This is a genomic window from Xylanibacter rodentium (assembly GCF_013166575.1).
Classification (GTDB): Bacteria; Bacteroidota; Bacteroidia; order Bacteroidales; family Bacteroidaceae; genus Prevotella; species Prevotella rodentium.
Genome location: NZ_JABKKE010000005.1, coordinates 146,657 through 164,410 on the forward strand (window position 1 = coordinate 146,657; position 17,754 = coordinate 164,410).

The 17,754-nt window shown below is 49.0% G+C and carries 13 protein-coding genes and 1 pseudogene; 7 read left to right on the forward strand and 7 right to left on the reverse strand.

All coding sequences use genetic code 11. The annotated features are described in order from the left end of the window. Window positions 1–36 precede the first annotated feature (36 nt). Together HPS55_RS04590 and HPS55_RS04595 are read left to right on the forward strand one after the other, a co-directional pair. Window positions 37–2,307 carry a RelA/SpoT family protein gene (locus tag HPS55_RS04590; protein WP_172176205.1) on the forward strand — a complete coding sequence of 757 codons (2,271 nt, stop codon included), beginning with the start codon at window positions 37–39 and terminating at the stop codon, window positions 2,305–2,307. A gap of 2 nt (window positions 2,308–2,309) precedes the next feature. Then, window positions 2,310–3,299 carry a pectinesterase family protein gene (locus HPS55_RS04595; protein WP_172176207.1) on the forward strand — a complete coding sequence of 330 codons (990 nt, stop codon included), beginning with the start codon at window positions 2,310–2,312 and terminating at the stop codon, window positions 3,297–3,299. 84 nt (window positions 3,300–3,383) lie between these two features. Here HPS55_RS04595 and HPS55_RS04600 read toward each other — a convergent pair whose 3' ends face one another. Next, on the reverse strand, window positions 3,384–4,628 hold the full coding sequence (locus HPS55_RS04600) for an ATP-binding protein (RefSeq protein ID WP_172176209.1): 1,245 nt from the start codon (window positions 4,626–4,628) through the stop codon (window positions 3,384–3,386). Between the two features lie 123 nt (window positions 4,629–4,751). Beyond that, window positions 4,752–5,690: an ORF6N domain-containing protein gene (locus tag HPS55_RS04605; protein WP_253945820.1), complete on the reverse strand. Its 939-nt coding sequence runs from the start codon at window positions 5,688–5,690 to the stop codon at window positions 4,752–4,754. Window positions 5,691–6,218: 528 nt separating this feature from the next. Between HPS55_RS04605 and HPS55_RS04610 the strand changes: the two genes are divergently transcribed. Next, window positions 6,219–7,205, forward strand: a complete 987-nt coding sequence (locus HPS55_RS04610) for an IS30 family transposase (RefSeq protein ID WP_172324720.1) — start codon at window positions 6,219–6,221, stop codon at window positions 7,203–7,205. A gap of 186 nt (window positions 7,206–7,391) precedes the next feature. Here HPS55_RS04610 and HPS55_RS04615 read toward each other — a convergent pair whose 3' ends face one another. Next, on the reverse strand, window positions 7,392–8,306 hold the full coding sequence (locus HPS55_RS04615; RefSeq protein ID WP_172178246.1) for an IS982 family transposase: 915 nt from the start codon (window positions 8,304–8,306) through the stop codon (window positions 7,392–7,394). A gap of 111 nt (window positions 8,307–8,417) precedes the next feature. Between HPS55_RS04615 and HPS55_RS14200 the strand changes: the two are divergent. Then, window positions 8,418–8,588: pseudogene (locus tag HPS55_RS14200) on the forward strand (addiction module toxin RelE); the annotation flags it as partial. 66 nt (window positions 8,589–8,654) lie between these two features. On the opposite strand, the gene HPS55_RS04620 reads toward HPS55_RS14200, so the two are convergent. The 3 genes from HPS55_RS04620 to HPS55_RS04630 form a co-directional block, all read right to left on the reverse strand. After that, on the reverse strand, window positions 8,655–9,005 hold the full coding sequence (locus HPS55_RS04620) for a MerR family transcriptional regulator (protein ID WP_172178244.1): 351 nt from the start codon (window positions 9,003–9,005) through the stop codon (window positions 8,655–8,657). 128 nt (window positions 9,006–9,133) lie between these two features. Continuing rightward, a complete protein-coding gene (locus tag HPS55_RS04625; protein ID WP_253945879.1) occupies window positions 9,134–10,225 on the reverse strand; it encodes a glycoside hydrolase family 43 protein in 1,092 nt (363 codons plus the stop codon). Window positions 10,226–10,290: 65 nt separating this feature from the next. Then, window positions 10,291–11,547: a DUF2264 domain-containing protein gene (locus tag HPS55_RS04630; protein ID WP_172178241.1), complete on the reverse strand. Its 1,257-nt coding sequence runs from the start codon at window positions 11,545–11,547 to the stop codon at window positions 10,291–10,293. 181 nt (window positions 11,548–11,728) lie between these two features. On the opposite strand from HPS55_RS04630, the gene alaS reads away from it, so the two are divergent. The 3 genes from alaS to HPS55_RS04645 all read left to right on the forward strand — a co-directional run bounded on the left by alaS (window position 11,729) and on the right by HPS55_RS04645 (window position 16,600). Further along, a complete protein-coding gene (gene alaS, locus HPS55_RS04635) occupies window positions 11,729–14,350 on the forward strand; it encodes an alanine--tRNA ligase (RefSeq protein ID WP_172178239.1) in 2,622 nt (873 codons plus the stop codon). 193 nt (window positions 14,351–14,543) lie between these two features. Further along, the gene (locus HPS55_RS04640; RefSeq protein WP_172178237.1) at window positions 14,544–15,881 is read left to right on the forward strand and encodes an NAD(P)-dependent oxidoreductase; all 1,338 of its coding nucleotides are present in this window, start codon (window positions 14,544–14,546) and stop codon (window positions 15,879–15,881) included. A 50-nt stretch (window positions 15,882–15,931) separates the two neighbouring features. Continuing rightward, window positions 15,932–16,600 (forward strand): porin family protein, encoded by a 669-nt coding sequence (locus tag HPS55_RS04645; protein ID WP_172178235.1) that lies wholly within the window; start codon window positions 15,932–15,934, stop codon window positions 16,598–16,600. 49 nt (window positions 16,601–16,649) lie between these two features. Here HPS55_RS04645 and dinB read toward each other — a convergent pair whose 3' ends face one another. Continuing rightward, entirely contained in the window at window positions 16,650–17,744 is a 1,095-nt protein-coding gene (gene dinB, locus HPS55_RS04650; RefSeq protein WP_172178233.1) for a DNA polymerase IV, read from the reverse strand. Between the last annotated feature and the right edge of the window lie 10 nt (window positions 17,745–17,754).

A 17,754-nucleotide genomic window follows, 5' to 3' on the forward strand; every position in this document is an offset into this window, starting at 1 on the left:
CAATATAAATAACTATACAATAGGAGGATATGCCCCATGAATGACGACCAGATAAAGAGAGAAGCCGACGACGCAAAACTGATAGACGATGCTTTCCAACACCTGATTGACACCTACATGGCATCACGCCACCGCAAAAAAGTAGACGTTATAACCAAGGCTTTCAACTTTGCCCGTCAGGCTCACAAAGGTGTACGGCGGCTTTCAGGCGAACCATACATATTGCATCCGATAGCCGTGGCCCAGATAGCCTGCGAAGAAGTGGGCCTCGGCTCCACGAGTATATGCGCGGCACTGCTGCACGATGTGGTGGAGGACACCGACTATACCACCGAAGACATAGAGAACATTTTCGGGGCGAAAGTGGCACAGATTGTTGACGGCCTGACAAAGATCAGCGGCGGCATCTTCGGCGATAAGGCATCGGCACAGGCCGAGAACTTCAAGAAACTGCTGCTCACCATGAGCGACGACATACGCGTTATACTGATAAAGATTTGCGACCGTCTGCACAACATGCGCACACTTCAGAGCCAACCTGCCAACAAACAGTATAAGATAGCCGGAGAGACATTATATATATATGCTCCTTTGGCCAACCGTCTCGGACTGAACAAGATAAAGACCGAACTGGAGAACCTCAGTTTCTGCTATGAGCACCCCGAGCAATATGCCGCAATACAGAAGAAACTGGAATCTACACAAGCATCGAGACACATCCTGTTCGACAGTTTCACTGCACCTATAGAAAAAGCAATGAAGGAGATGGGCATCAAATATGTGATAAAGGAACGTGTCAAAAGCCCCTACTCCATATGGCACAAGATGCAGACCAAACACGTAACGTTTGACGAGATATACGACATCTTGGCTGTGCGCATCATCTTCACACCACAGAACCGTGAGGACGAAATCAACGAGTGCTTCAAAATATATGTTGCCATAAGCAAGATATACCAGTCGCATCCGGACCGCCTGCGCGACTGGATAAACCATCCTAAGGCCAACGGCTATCAGGCGCTGCATGTCACACTGATGTCCAAACAGGGACGATGGATAGAAGTGCAGATACGTTCGGACAAGATGGACGAGGTGGCCGAACAGGGATTTGCCGCCCACTGGAAATACAAGGAAGACGGCAACATTGAAATGAGCGAGGACGACGGCGAACTGAACGACTGGCTGCACACAATCAAAGAGATACTCGACGACCCGCAACCCAACGCAATGGACTTCCTCGACGCCATCAAGCTCAATCTTTTTGCATCCGAGATATTCGTGTTCACCCCCAAAGGCGAGATAAAGACCATGCCCGCCGGATGCACGGCGCTCGACTTCGCCTTTTCCATCCACACATTCCTCGGCAGCCACTGCATAGGCGCCAAGGTCAACCACAAGTTAGTGCCGCTAAGCCACAAGCTGCAGAGCGGCGACCAGGTGGAGATACTCACCTCAAAGTCGCAGCACGTACAGCCGTCATGGATAAACTTTGCATCCACGGCAAAGGCCAAAGCAAAGATTGAAGCCATATTGCGGCGCGACAGCAGAGAAACACAGAAGCGCGGAGAGGAGACTCTGTGTGCCTTTCTCGAAAAGAACGACATACAATACACCAACACCACCGCCGACCAACTGGCCGCCATACACAACATTCCGAAACGCGAGAGTTTTCTGCAGGCATTGGGCGAAAGGACCATACTGCTCGGTGATAGCGACCTCAACGTGCTCAAAGGCAAGAAAGCCAAGTCGCAGAAAAGCAAGGGATGGCGCAAGTATGTGCCGTTCATCAAGTCGGACAAAGACAAGAACAACGAGCAACAACAGATGAGCCTGTTCGTCGTACCTGAAAAGTTCAACCGCAAGAAGCCCATCTTCATCACTGACGACAACATCGGACAATATAAGTTCATGCACTGTTGTCATCCGATTCCCGGTGACGACATACTCGGATTCATCGATACAAAGAAACAAATCGAAATACACAAACGTTCCTGCCCTGTGGCCGCAAAACTGAAAACCAGCTTCGGCAACCACATTCTCGACGCCAAATGGGACATGCACCGCAAATTGTACTTCGACGCCACCATACATATAGAAGGCATCGACCGCATCGGACTGCTCAACGAGGTGACAAGAATCATATCAGAGCAAATGAACATCAACATGCACAAGGTTGTTCTGAGCTGTGAGGAGGGAATATTCAAAGGTACTCTCGAAGTGAGGATACACGACAAGGACGATGTGAAAGCCATTATCGAAAGCCTGAAAAAAGTGGATAATCTGCAAAAAGTAACACAAATAATGTAACAATGAAACTTAAACTTACACTGCTCAGTCTGATACTGGCACTCGCCGCAGGCGCATCAGCGGCAGACAAATACGACAACCCCGACACCATCGTTGTGGCACGCGACGGTACAGGCGAATTCCGCACCGTTTCCGAGGCCGTGGAAGTGTGCCGGGCATTCATGGAGTATCACAAGGTGATATACGTAAAGAAAGGCATATACAAAGAGAAGCTCATCATACCGCAGTGGCTCACCAACATCGAGATACTCGGCGAAGACCGCGACGCCACCGTCATCACCTACGATGACCATGCCAACATCGTCAATCCGCTCACGGGCAAAGGCATGGGCACTTTCCGAACATATACGGTGAAGGTGGAAGGAAGCAGCATCACATTCAAGAACATCACCATCGAGAACAACTCGGCACGCCTCGGTCAGGCCGTGGCACTGCACACAGAGGGCGACCGCCTGATATTCATAAACTGCCGTCTGCTCGGCCATCAGGACACAGTATACACCGGCATAGCCGGCACGCGGTTGTTTTTCAAGGACTGTTATATCGAGGGCACCACCGACTTTATCTTCGGTCCGTCGACGGCATGGTTCGAAAACTGCGAGATACACAGCCGCGCCAACTCTTACATCACGGCCGCATCTACACCGCAGGACCGTCCCTACGGATACGTTTTCAACAACTGCCGTCTCACTGCCGACGCCGATATTGACAAGGTTTACCTCGGCCGTCCGTGGCGCGACTACGGCTACACCCTGTTCATGAACTGCGACATGGGCCGCCACATACGTCCTGAGGGATGGCACCACTGGCAGAAAGAACGTCAGCAGACCGCCCGCTACATGGAGTACAACAACCGCGGCGAAGGCGCCGCCACCGACAAGCGCGCCGCATGGACCCGCCAGCTCACAAAGAAAGAAGCACAGAAAATAACGATGGAAACGGTGTTCGCCATCAACGACACATGGGCCCCGTCATGCCCGAAAAGCAAATAAGCAGACTATAAGAAAGATAAGACATGGCGCAGATTGCACGGAAGGAATAATAATTGTGTGTCCGTGCAATCTGCGCCTGAATATTCAGAAATCGGAGACTGCCACCACCTTTATCATATAGCCGTCACGCTCTATCGTTTCCGTCGTGTCGTTTGTCACGATCAACAGATTGTCACAGTTCAATTCACCGGCACATTCGGTAAGCGATTCCGTTTCGCGCTTGCGTGTCTTTGCCGACGACAAGTCGTAACACACCTGCACAAGCATCTCCACACTTACACCACGACGCACCACAAAATCCACCTCCTTGTCATTGCGCGACCTGTAATAGAACAATGTCTTACCCACCTCACAACCACGGCGTAACAACTCAACAAAGACCTGATTCTCAAGCAGGCGACCGAGATTCTCACTAACGTTGAACGCCGCCGCACCCACAAAACCGTTATCCACCACATACACCTTTTGGGCGGCACGCAGCATCAGTTTCAGTTTGTTGTTGAAACGCGGCAGAAAATAAAACAGATACGGCTCGCACAGATAGTCGCAATATTTCCGCACCGTGGTAACACTGCCCAATCCCAATTCTTCCGCTACGCCATTGGCAGTGAAAGGGTTGCAGAAATTGGCCAGAAACCAACCCGCCAGAGTATACAAATCGCTCGTGTTACGTATCTTGTGGCGGTGCGACACATCTTTAAGCAATATCGAATCGAACAGTGTCGACAGATAGTTATGCGTTATTCCACGCGCCCCTATCGTCTCGGGAAACCCGCCGTTGCGCATATAGTCGTCCTTCACTGCAACAACCTTTATGCTCTGTTCCGGCTGTATGGCGGCATGGTCCAGCCCGTTCCACTCCATAACTTCATGCAAGCTGAAAGGCAACATCTCTATCTGAACATACCGTCCGGTGAGAACCGTCGCCATTTCGCTCGAAAGCATATTGGCATTGCTGCCTGTTATAACCAGATTCTTACCACGGCGATAGAGCTTTGACACCCACAGATCCCAGCCGTCCAGGTTCTGAACCTCGTCAAGCATCATAAAGTCGTATCCGCTGTAAACGTCGTCAAGCAGTGCCATAATCAAATCCTCATCCCACGAATCAAGCAACAGCTTGTCGTCGAAATTAAGATATGCGAAATTGGTGCCACGCAGCATGAGCAGGGCATACACCGACTTGCCCACCCGCCGCGGACCGGTTATCAGCTTTATCAACGGGTTAGCAAGCAACTCATGTGCATCGTACTTGCTATGACGCATAAGATAACTGCGTGACAACAGTTCGTCACGCTCCTTCTTCTGATTCATTATAACTGTCTTCATAACGCTCATCGTTTTGTTCTCCAACGGCAAAAATACACTTTTTTATCCAAAAACGCGCACTGTAATGGACAAAAAAACTCTTTTTTATCCATTACAACGTACATTATGCACAAAAAAGACAAATCAGTCTCGGATTTTATTGATGAGTTCTTTTGCCGTGATATCCCGCATAAGGGTAAATCCGAACCACTTTCTGCCCAAATCTTTAATTGATGCCCCTATGTGGTATACCTCATCGTCTATGAACAAGAAGCGGTCATGCGCCTTGTTAAACCGTTTTATCTCAATAAGCGGATATTGAACGTTGTGACGATCAACATCCAGCTGTAACTGTCCACTGATACGCTGCGTATAGACTGTGGCAGATACACCCTGTTCCCTTTTATCAAGTAAAGTAAGAACTGTGTCATCCAAATAGTTGTCAATCAGTACAATGGAGCACTTGGCTTTCCGTATCAAATCTGACACAAAACGGTATGCGTCAAACACTTGTCCGTCATAGAATATGCCCTGCTTTGGAAGGACATTGGCATCCAAACGCTTGAAAACCTCATCAATGCGTTTGTCGGCCATGTCCTGATGCTGTTTCATCTCCAGTTGATTATACTCGATAGCCTCAAGTCGTTGGAACAGCTGGGCGTTGGTGGCGATGAAGCGACGCATATACACAAAAGTCCTCATAATGCGGATGTTCACCTCTACAGCCGTCTTTGACTTCAAAACCGAACTGAGCATGGCTATGCCCTGTTCCGTGAACGCATATGGCAACTTTCGTACTCCACCCCAACTTGATGTCGCATTTTGCGACTTCAAGTCATCAAGTTCGTCTTTGCTAAGTTGGAACATGAAATCATCTGGGAAGCGGTCTATGTTACGCTTCACCTGCTCGTTCAACCTTCGTGTTTCCACACCGTACAATTTTGACAAATCACTGTCAAGCATTACTTGCCGGTCTCTTATAATACGAATCATCGGTTGGATATTGATTACTTCGAGTAACTGACCGCCATTTGCGACCTGTTCTTTTGCCATGTCGCTTCTATATTCCCTTTCTTTCGCCATATTTCTGCTCTATTGTTCGTCATCGTTCAAGAGTTTGATAACCTCAAATATCTCCATTGCGGGCATTGCAGCCAATCTTTTTTATCAGGCTTGACTTCGGCTGTCTGAGGTCTGTTTCCAAAGCACCACGATTCATGTATGCCACGTATTCATTGAAATGATTATATTGTCTTGTTTGAATGCAAAGGTAGCACAAATATTCGAGACTGTACAGCTTCAAAGTTATATTTCCGTAAAAACAACTCTATCCCAACCTCGATAAAAATACAGAGAAAGCCCCATATTACCATATTTCATATGTCATGTAGCGAGACACACAGTCACTTCATATAAATAGTCCTCTTTTTTCTTAATGAAGATTCCAAATCGAAGTGCAAAATTTTGATTTAGGAATTACCTCTTTCAGATTATTGTCCGTCCTCTCTTGGGGGCGCGCCCCCAAGAGAGGACGGAGCCAAAGTTTTTAACTGACAAAACAAAAAAAGGAGACCGAAGTCTCCCCGAGATTAACTATCTTTGTTTTGTCATATGAAGTATAAACAATTAACCTCGCAGCAAAGGTCGCAAATTTTCGCCTTACTGCAAAGAAAAACATCGAAAAAAGAAATCGCCCTGATAGTAGGGTGCAGTCAATCAGCGCTCTCACGTGAAATCAGACGTAATTCCACGGCCACGGGTAACTATCTGTGGGACAAGGCCCACGCAAAGGCCTTGGAGCGTCGTAAACGAACCACAACGAACAAACGTCTTGACCGTCTTCTCGTCTGGCGCATCAAGCAGATGATTCTCAATAACCAATGGTCACCTGAACAGATCCGCGGCGTGCTGTCCAAAGAAGGCATAAGCATTTCCATACAAAGCATCTACAACATCATCAATGCCGATGAAAGCGGGGAACTGCGCAAGCACTGCCGCCATCCCAATTTCAAACGCAGACCCAAAGGAGAACGCAAACCCACTAAAGCGACTAACATAGCCGACCGCACAAGCATACACGACAGGCCGGCCGAAGCTGACGGGAAGCGGTTCGGAGACTTCGAGATGGATCTCATCGTTGACGCTTACGGACATGCCATACTCGTGTTACTCGAGAGGATGACGGGCTTTGTCATGATGGAAAGACTGAAGCATGGAAAGAAAGCAAAGCCACTGGCAAAAGTCGTGGTGAGAATCTTGTTCGCATATCGTAAATACATCAGAACAATCACTACTGACAACGGCAGCGAGTTTGCTGCACATCGGGACATAACCGCAGGATTAAGGATGAAAGGACTTGAGGATGTGACTGTTTATTTTGCCGACAGCTACTGCTCATGGCAGAAAGGAGCGGTAGAGAATGTTAACAAACTCATCAGGCAATATATACACAAGAAAGCAAATTTCAATGAATTCTCGGACAACTATATCAAGAAAGTGGCAAAGAAATTGAACCTCAGACCGAGAAAGAAACTAAATTTCTCAACCCCGAAAGAAGAATTCTTCAAACAAATCATTAATTTTGCACTTGCCAGTTGAAACTACCGGTAGGTCTCGGTCAAGGTATACGCAAAGTACGTATGGCCATAACATACCCCAGTTCGGGATAAAAAAACTAATATCCATCGATAATATTGTATTTAGCCTAATGGCATGAAGCATTTACCATCCTCGTTAGTTGAAGATGGGATCAAGTAATGTTATCTCAAAGCTAAATACAAGAAATCAGAAGAAATTCCGTTGTCTCGTGTTTTCAATAGTATAACCAACAAGAGCCTTTGGCTTATTGTCAAAGAAGCAGTATGCTCCCAATGCCGATATGAGATTCATGATAAAGTTCGTAACAGACCTGTGACGTGAATGTACTATTTGAGCAGTATTCTTGAGCAGGTCATTAATAGTTTCAATGATGTATCTTTTGCGCAGCATCATCTTGTCATAAAAAGGCATCAGTTTGTTCTTCATGTTTACCCTAAGTCCCGTCACAAGTTGGATGCCGTCTTCAAAAAGTGAGTCAAAAAGTTTTTGAGAGACATATCCTTTATCAGCGAACAACTTCCCGTACAGCCGTTTAGCCAACACTTTGAACACTTCCGGATCTTTGTCGCTGACATTGGCACCGGTAAGCACAAATGCAATAATCTCCCCTCTGTCGTTGCATGCCAGGTGCAGTTTGAAGCCATGACACCAGCCCATAGTCCCCTTTCCGTCAGTAGCCATACCTTTAAATACCTTGTTGGCATAACGCCTGAGATTATGGCATACGGGTATCATTGTGGAGTCAACAAATGTGATGCCAGTGCATCTGCCGAATGCTTTAAGGTTAAGGAAGAACATAAGCGGGAAGAATACACGGCTCTCAATTTCTACAAAACGGTTATACGAAACCGCATCAGGGAAATAAGACTTTAACGTACCTTTTATGTAAAACAGATAGTAATGCTTGAAATTGCGGAAAGAGCCAAAATGAAAAAGCAACAAGATGGTCATAATCTCGCTGTCTGACAAAGAGGCCTTACGTCTTCTATGCCTTGTGCCATCATCCGCTAAAAGCAATTTTCCGGCATTCTCTGCCTCAAAAAGTTTGCAGAACTCATCAATAATACAAAATAATTCAGTAACTTTGTAACTGGTAGTCATAATCAATATTTTTGTAACTGTTTAATTTTCACCTATAAAGGTACAAAATATTTATTAGACTACCAATCTTTTTGCTTACTATTTTTGTGCTTTCTTATCCCGAACTGGGGTATAACATCCAAAGGAAAAGGTAAAAGCGGCGTAGCCAGAGTGATTACGTACAATGTTATCGTAGCCGCTTATGATACAGAAATAAAACTTCTAACCATTTATGACAAATCAGAAAAGTCGACCATTACAGACGCCGAAATACAGGAATTACTACGAGCAAATGGCATATAAATAAAAATATGACTCTGTAAGAAATACGAAATACCCACAGAGTCACTTTTTGTTCTTTTCCTCCCATCACTCCAAATAATCGAGCTGTTTTTTCAGCATCACCAGCTCATCCCTGACAGACATCAGCCTGTCGAGAACCTCGGCCGTCCTTTCGGCACCGTTGCGGTTGCTGTTTATTATCTTCTTCGCGGCATCCAGCTTAAAGCCGCGCACCTTCACAAGGTTGTGTATCAGGCGAATCTGCTCTATGTCCTTTTCGCTGTATTGGCGCACCTTACTCGGTCCTTTTGTCTTTGGCTTCAAGTAAGGGAACATCTGCTCCCAATACCGCAAAGTGCTTTCGTTGAGGTCGAACATAGCGGCAACCTCACTTATGGAATAATACAATTTCAGATTCTTGTTGGTGTTCAAAGCCATTACTTCAACGGTATTTGTGAAACAATATGAAAAATGTTTTGCAAAGATACCAAAACGGCATTTCTCTGCAAAACATTTTCAAGTGTTTTTTATAATCCACCTTACATTCCCTGTGTCAAGCCGACATGTCAGTCCATGTTCCAACTGTCACGCCACCGTATCACAGGAACTCCGGCCGCATCAAACTCTATAGGCAACCATATATATCGCGCGTCGCTCGGATGATTGGGCCGCCATATGTCGGCCATGAATATGAATTTGTCCTTCACCTTTAATATATACATGCTCTGTCCTCCGAATGTCAGTTTGGCATTGGGTCCGACACACGGACTGGGATGCTGTGTCCACGGACCGAAGATATTGTCGGCGGAGAACATGCGCGCCTCGTTGGGGTCCCATCCGGTGCACCCGGATGTTATCATCCAGTACTTACCGTCTTTCTTGAATATGGCCGGTGCCTCGTTCTGCCCGCCCGGTGCCACACGCACATAGCGGCCGGTATGGAAAGTGTAGTCGGCACTCAGCTCGGCAATCTGCAATGTCAGGTTCTCTTCCGACGAATATATATGATACGCCTTGCCGTCGTCATCAACAAATATTGTCATATCACGGGCCATCTGGCCCCCTTCGAAGTCGCGCTGCATGAATGCTCCACGCTCCACCACCTTGCGCCACTCCGGTGTCCACCATTCGTATTCGTTAAGCCTTATAGTCTCCAATTCGGCAATGTCGTCCCTGGTCACGCCCTCTGCATACCTATACGCATTGACACGACCCGAACGGATAAAACGGTACGGGCCGGCCGGCTTGTCGCTCACGGCTACGGCAGCGCGTGCAGCACGATATCCAAGACCTTTCAATTCGAGATGAAACCACATGACAAACTTCTTCGTTGCCGGATTGTACACCACCTTGGGACGTTCGAGGGTGCATCCGCGCTCAATGTCACTCCCCGGTTCGTCGCTCACGCTCAACGCCACACCCATGTTCTTCCAATGCACAAGGTCTTTCGAGGCATAACATGTCACCCCGACGAGAGCCGCTGACGTATTGTCCGACTTATGCTCGCCAAACCAGTAATACATGCCCTTATATTCCATCACTCCGCCACCGTGGGCATTGATGTGCACACCTTTGTCATCGGGCCATATCTCGCCCGGACGTATGGTATTGTCAAGCCCTCCCTTGGCCTGTGCCGCCACCGCCATGACAATCACCATCACCGATAATATTGCTGTCTTCATCTGTTCTTATGCAAAAAATACATCATCAACCCGATTCACATTCACCACTTGTCCTTCGTCTGAATATCATCGCCCCAACGATGGTCCTTTGGAAACGGCTGTCCGCCCCAAGCCTTCACCTGTGTCCACGGCTGCGCCTCGTCGGCCCAAAAGGGATGCGACTCCGGAAGCCCAAGGGGCATGAATGCAAGCGACGTCATGTAAAGCGAACCGTTGTTGGTATACCAGTCGGCCGTTTCGGGCTGGCTGCCGCAGAATCCTATCGTGAGATATCCGCCGTCGTTGTAGTTGTTCTGATGGTCAAACATGCGGTGCATCACCTGTGTCAGTGCTGCGCGCACCTGTCCGTTTGTCAGTTCCTCTGGCAGTTTTCCGTACCATGCCATGAGGGCCAGCGGCTGCATGGCGGCCAGACGGTATGGCGTGCTACGGCCTACGACGGGGAAAGTGCCTTCGGGCGATATGAAACGCTCAAGAATGATGGAGAACTTCTGTGCACGCTTCAGCGCACGAGCATGATATCTGGCATAGTCAAGGCGCGTGTTGGCTTTGGCATCGACCATTGCCTGCAGCGTCTCAAGATACATTGCATGGAATACGTAGCTCGAATAATAGTCGAAAGCGAATACCGGTCCGTCGGCATACCATCCGTCACCAACATACCATTCCTCCACCTTGCGGCAGGCCGTGTTCACACGAAATTCATCATACGGTGCTCCGGCCTTGGCCATGAAACTCTCTATCACCGACGAGAAAAGGAACCAGTTGGTATATGGAGGATCTATCTTACGCAACTTTGTAAACTCCTCAATATACCGCTGCTTGGTGACATCGTCGAGCGGCATCCACAATCGGTCGTATGCTCTGAGAAAACTCTCCGCTATATAGGCGGCATCGACAAGATTCTGTCCTGCCACGCCCCAACACAGATAGTCGGGCGACTGCGGATCGACGGCATTCCTGTAAGCAGCCAAAGCCCACTCGCGCAACTGCTTACGCCTGGCTCCCTCTGCCGTCCCGTCGTCGGGCAGCGCTATCCACGGAGCCACTCCGGCCATCAGCCGTCCGAAAGTCTCCATGTATACCACCCTGCGGTCCCTTTTGTCGAACGACGGACTGAACTCCGTCTTCATGTTCTTGCGCAGCTCTCCCTTGGCCATATTCTCCAATACGGGCTGTGCCATCCTGTAGGCCTGTTCACACCAATACTCCCTGTCTGTCTGCCGAGGAGTTTTCTTCTTCGCATAGACGCCGGTGGCACATACGACCAACAGCACTACAATAAGCAGTTTCTTCATTACAGTTTCTTTAAGATTATATTATCAATTTAACGATGTGGCAAATATACGGAATATTTTTTATAACTACGAATAAAAAACAACCATTGCTTATCATTTATAAAAAAAGATTTGCACATAAACCAAAAAGGGCGTATCTTTGCAAAACTTTTAAAGGAAAATAACAAAGGACTTATCAAATATGATGACAGCAAATGAAATCCGCGACTCGTTCAAGAAGTTTTTCGAGTCAAAGGAACACGCCATTGTGCCTTCTGCACCTATGGTTATCAAAGACGACCCCACTCTAATGTTTACAAATGCCGGAATGAACCAGTGGAAAGACATCATTCTGGGCACACGCGAGCCCGAACCACGCCGCCGTGCCGACTCGCAGAAGTGTCTGCGCGTAAGCGGAAAGCACAACGACCTGGAAGAGGTGGGACATGACACCTATCATCACACGATGTTCGAGATGCTGGGCAACTGGAGTTTCGGCGACTATTTCAAGGAAGGTGCCATCGACATGGCATGGGAGTATCTGGTAGACGTGCTCAAACTCGATCCGAAAGACCTCTACGTAACCGTATTCGAAGGTTCGAAGGAAGAAAATCTCGAACGCGACAACGAAGCCGCAGCCATTTGGGCAAAGCATGTACCGGCCGACCACATAATCAACGGAAACAAGCACGACAACTTTTGGGAAATGGGTGATACAGGCCCATGCGGTCCCTGTTCGGAGATTCACCTCGACTCGCGTACCGACGAAGAGAAGGCCAAAGTTCCCGGGCGCGAACTCGTAAACAAAGACGACCCGCAGGTAATAGAGATATGGAATCTCGTCTTCATGCAGTTCAACCGTAAAGCCGACGGATCTCTCGAAAAGCTCTCTATGAACGTCATTGACACCGGCATGGGATTTGAGCGACTGGTGCGTGCCATGCAAGGCAAGCATTCAAACTATGACACGGATGTCTTCCAACCCATCATCAAGGAAATCGCGCGCCTCTCGGGTAAGGAATACGGCAAGGAAGAGAATGTGGACGTGGCCATGCGCGTGATAGCCGACCATCTGCGCGCCGTTTCGTTCTCCATCGCCGACGGCCAGCTGCCGGGCAACGCCAAGGCCGGATACGTAATCCGCCGCATCTTGCGCCGTGCCGTGCGCTACGCATATACGTTCCTCGGACAGAAAGAGGCCTTTATCCACCGTCTGCTGCCTGTGTTCATCGGTGAGATGGGCGGTGCCTATCCCGAACTGGTGGCACAGCGGGAGCTCATAGGACGCGTGATGAAGGAAGAGGAAGACTCGTTCCTACGCACCCTCGACAAAGGTATCACCCTGCTCAACGCCGCTATGGAAGAGACAAAGGCCAAAGACAGCACAGAACTCGACGGCACACAGGCATTCCGCCTGTTCGACACCTACGGTTTCCCGCTTGACCTGACCGAGTTGATATGCCGCGAGAACGGACTGACGGTCGACGAACAGCAGTTTGACGCAGAAATGCAGAAGCAGAAAGAGCGCGCACGCAACGCCGCACAAGTGGAAAGCTCCGACTGGACCGAACTCATGCCAGGCGAACAGCAGTTCGTAGGCTACGACTACACCGAGCATGAGTGCCGCATACTGCGCTACCGCAAGGTAACACAGAAAAAGAATACATACTACGAACTCGTACTCGACCACACACCGTTCTACGGTGAGATGGGTGGACAGGTAGGCGACTGCGGCGTACTTGTGAGCGAATACGAAACCGTGACCGTGGTCGACACAAAACGCGAGAACAACCAAAGCATACACATCGTAAAGGAACTGCCAAAGCATCCTGAGGCCGACTTCATGGCCTGCGTTGATACGGACAAGCGCGACGGCAGCGCTGCCAACCACACGGCAACCCACCTTTTGGACTATGCACTGAAGCAGGTGCTGGGCGACCATGTGGAACAAAAAGGTTCGTACGTCAGTGCCGACACGTTGCGCTTCGACTTCTCCCACTTCCAGAAAGTTACCGACGAAGAGTTGCGCCGTGCCGAACGCATCGTCAATGACATGATACGCCAGAACCTGCCGCTTGATGAGCACCGCGACACTCCGCTTGAAGAAGCAAAGAAGATGGGAGCTATCGCACTCTTCGGCGAGAAGTACGGTGACAAGGTACGCGTGGTGCGCTTCGGTCCGAGTTGCGAGTTCTGCGGAGGAATCCATGCCTCGGCCACGGGCAAGATAGGCATGTTCAAGATTGTCAGCGAGAGCAGTGTGGCCGCCGGCGTGCGCCGCATCGAGGCCAAGACCGGCCACGAATGTGAGGAACTGATGTATAATCTGGAAGACGGCATCAAGGCTATCAAGGCTCTGTTCAACAACACCAAGGATCTGCAGGGTGTCATTCAGAAGTATATCGATGAGCACGACACGATGAAGAAGGAAATAGAGCAGTTTCACGCACAAGCCGTAGAGCGCACCAAAGACAGCCTGTTACAGAAAGCACGTGAGGTCAACGGCGTAAAAGTCATCACAGCCGTACTCCCGATGGATGCCGCAGCAGCCAAGGATTTGGTATTCAAGATACGTCAGGCCGTACCTGAGCGTCTGCTCTGCGTCATCGGAACCAAATCTGCCGACAAACCCATGCTGAGTGTCATGCTGAGCGATGACATGGTTAAGGATTTCGGTATGAACGCCGGACAAATGGTACGCGAAGCGGCCAGACTGATTCTAGGTGGCGGTGGCGGACAACCACATTATGCCACTGCCGGAGGCAAAAACCCCGACGGACTCAGTGCTGCTGTTGACAAGGTTTTGGAATTGGCCAAACTCTGATATTCGGGAAGTAAATATCTTTCAAAAAGGATATATCTGAATCCAATTCTCCGAGTAAGGACATTTTCTTGTATTAGTCCGTTTTACAATATGTTGATAACAAATATATATGTTTGGCGACCAAATACAAGAATATGTCCTTATTTCGTATATATGAATCATCCCCACTCCACAAACTACTCAAAAAAGAAATATGCAGGAAGATCAACAATCACCGTTTCAAGTAATCCATGAGCCGTTCACACCGCTTGAAGCCATCACAGAGGCCAAGCGCTGTTTGCACTGCAAAGTACCGCAATGCAGAAAAGGATGTCCCATAGGCAACAATATTCCAGACTTCATACACCAGCTGTCGAAAGGCAATTTCGGCGAAGCCATGAATGTGATAAACGAAATCAGCAATCTGCCGGCCATCTGCGGTCGTGTATGTCCGCACGAAAAACAATGTCAAGGCAGCTGTGTTCTCGGCAAGAAAGGCGAACCTATACAGATAGGACGCTTGGAGAGTTTCGTGGCCGACTTCGACACAGAAATGAATCTTACCCGCGAAAAGCTACCGCAAAAAACACGCGGGCGTATAGCCGTAATTGGTTCTGGCCCTGCCGGCCTCACCGTCGCCGGTGATCTTGCCCGTCAAGGATTCGGAGTGACCATATTCGAAGGTCAGGACGAACCGGGCGGTGTGCTGATGTACGGCATACCCGAATACCGGCTTCCCAAACAAGTGGTACGCAACGAGATAAAGAAGATTGAAGCTTTGGGCGTCGAGTTCCGTACGGGTTGCATGGTAGGACACAATGACATGACCGTCGACAGTATATTTTCAGACGGCTACGACGCCATCTTCATCGGCACAGGCACCGCACTACCGCAGACCGTAGACACCAAAGGAGCACGCCTCAACGGAGTGATACAGTCAATCCACCTGCTCCATCAAGTGGCGGCATACAACGAGGGTGCAACCATACGCAGCCGTGTGCCAGTGCGCGACGGAGAACGTGTAGGAGTAATCGGTGGCGGCAACGTGGCCATGGATGCCGCCCGCACGTGCATACGTCTGGGTGCCGACGTCACTGTAATCTATCGCAAGACACAAGCCGACATGCCGGCAATAGAGCGCGAATACACCGAAGCAGTTGAGGAAGGAGTGAAATTCCTGTGGCAGACACAGGCCACCGAATTCATCGGCGATGCCCGCGGACGTCTGAAAGAAGTACGCCTCGTATCACCAGACGGCGAACGCACAGAACCATTCGACCGTATCTTCCTCGCCATTGGTTCGCGACCGGCCAACCGCATCGTGTCGACAACCGAGGGCATCGACGTCGATGAAAAAGGCTATGTCATCACTACCGAACGACCATACGGCATGACAACCCGCCGCGGCGTATTTGCCGGAGGCGATGTAGTTCACCGCCCGCAGACGGTAGTACTGGCCATGAAAGCCGCCAAACAGGTGGCCGAAGGAATAGCACAATATGTGGACGCCGTCAAGCTGCTCGAACACGTAAATGCCAATGTGACGAAGTAATAAAAGTAAAAAATATCAAGAATACAAACCAACCGAATTATATTTGATTTATGAAGAAGCAAACATTAGCCGCAGCCCTCTTGCTCGGGCTGGCATGCAGCAACACCGCAATAGCACAAAAAGCCGCCGGTACGCTTACACTCCAACCTAAATTCGGAATAACATTCAGCAATCTGACTGATGCCGATGCCTATATTCCGAACTTTCCAACAACCATAGGTCATACGACTGAGATTGTTCTCGAATCAAAAACGAAAACAGGCTTCGTGTTCGGTATGGAAGCCGAATATCAGATAAGCAAAATATTCTCAGTATCTGGCGGAGCACTATTCTCCATGCAAGGATGTACATACGACAAACTGGCATACAATGGCACTAAGGTTGCCGACCTGAGCGTCGAGCTCAACTATATAAGCATCCCCTTGCTCGCCAACGTATACGTGGCAAAAGGACTTGCCATCAAAGCCGGTCTGCAACCGTCGCTATGCGTACACGGAAAGCAGAAAATAGACATAATCAACGGTACCGGCATGTCTGTCTCAGAAGATATACCGGACATGAATGATATTGATTTCTCTATTCCAATCGGTATATCGTACGAACTTGGAAACATTATTGTTGACGCACGTTACAACTTCGGACTTACCGATATTGTCAAATCGGAGAACATAAAGAACCGTGTGCTGCAACTGTCCTTGGGATATAAGTTTGATATATAAATTTACTTAGAGAATCACAACAACAACTCATTTGAATACCTACTTATCCTTACTCCCAATCATCGAACTCCAAAAATCCCTCCACCCATTCTTCCATATGCATGTTTGCCTCCTGGGATGGATTGGACACAGCCAGACCTATAAGGCGGATGGAGCGGTCCGTTGAATAGTCCACCTCCTTCAACAACCGCTTTGACAAAGGCAGAATATCGTCCTTTGATGTCAGGATTCTCTGCTGGGTAAGACTGCGCGTGATCTGCGTGAAGTCACCGAACTTGATCTTGAGCGTGAGCGTGCGGCCCTCAAAACGGTCCTTATCTATGCGGTCGACAAGTTCGAGGACAGTGTGATAAAGCTCTATGATAACGGCCGAACAGGCACTTATATCCTCGGCGAACGTGTGCTCACAGCCCACTGACTTGCGCACATATTCCGTCTCGACAGGGCGCAGGTCGATGCCCCGGGCAAAGTCATAATACGTGCGCCCCATCTTGCCGAACACTTCAGTAAGATGACGCAGCGAACAGCGCAACAGGTCACGACCGGTAAAGATACCCATAAAATGCATGCGGTCAGCAGTACGTGGACCTACACCCCAAAACTGCTCTATCTTCAAATCAGCAATGAAGTCAGCAGCACGGTCGGGATGTATCACAGTGAGACCGTCAGGCTTGCGTATATCAGAAGCTATCTTAGCCAAAAACTTGTTATACGACACACCTGCCGAAGCCGTGAGTTGCAGTTCATCGCGTATCCGCCGGCGTATCTCACTGGCTATATCGGCAGCCAAGGAAATGCCACGCTTGTTTTCGGTGACATCAAGAAAGGCCTCGTCAATCGACAACGGCTCTATAATGTCGGTATAGTCGCAAAATATCTCATGTATACGCTTTGATACAGCCTTATACACGGAGTGACGTCCCGGAACAATAACGAGTTGCGGACACAAACGCTTTGCCCGTACCATCGGCATGGCCGAACGGACACCGAAGCGCCGCGCCTCGTAACTCGCCGTTGATACGACACCTCGCGGACCGTCATGGCCCACTGCCACCGGCAGTCCGCGCAACTCGGGACGGTCACGTTGTTCGACAGACGCAAAGAAAGCATCCATATCGATGTGTATAATCTTACGGTCAATCATAACTCAGCCC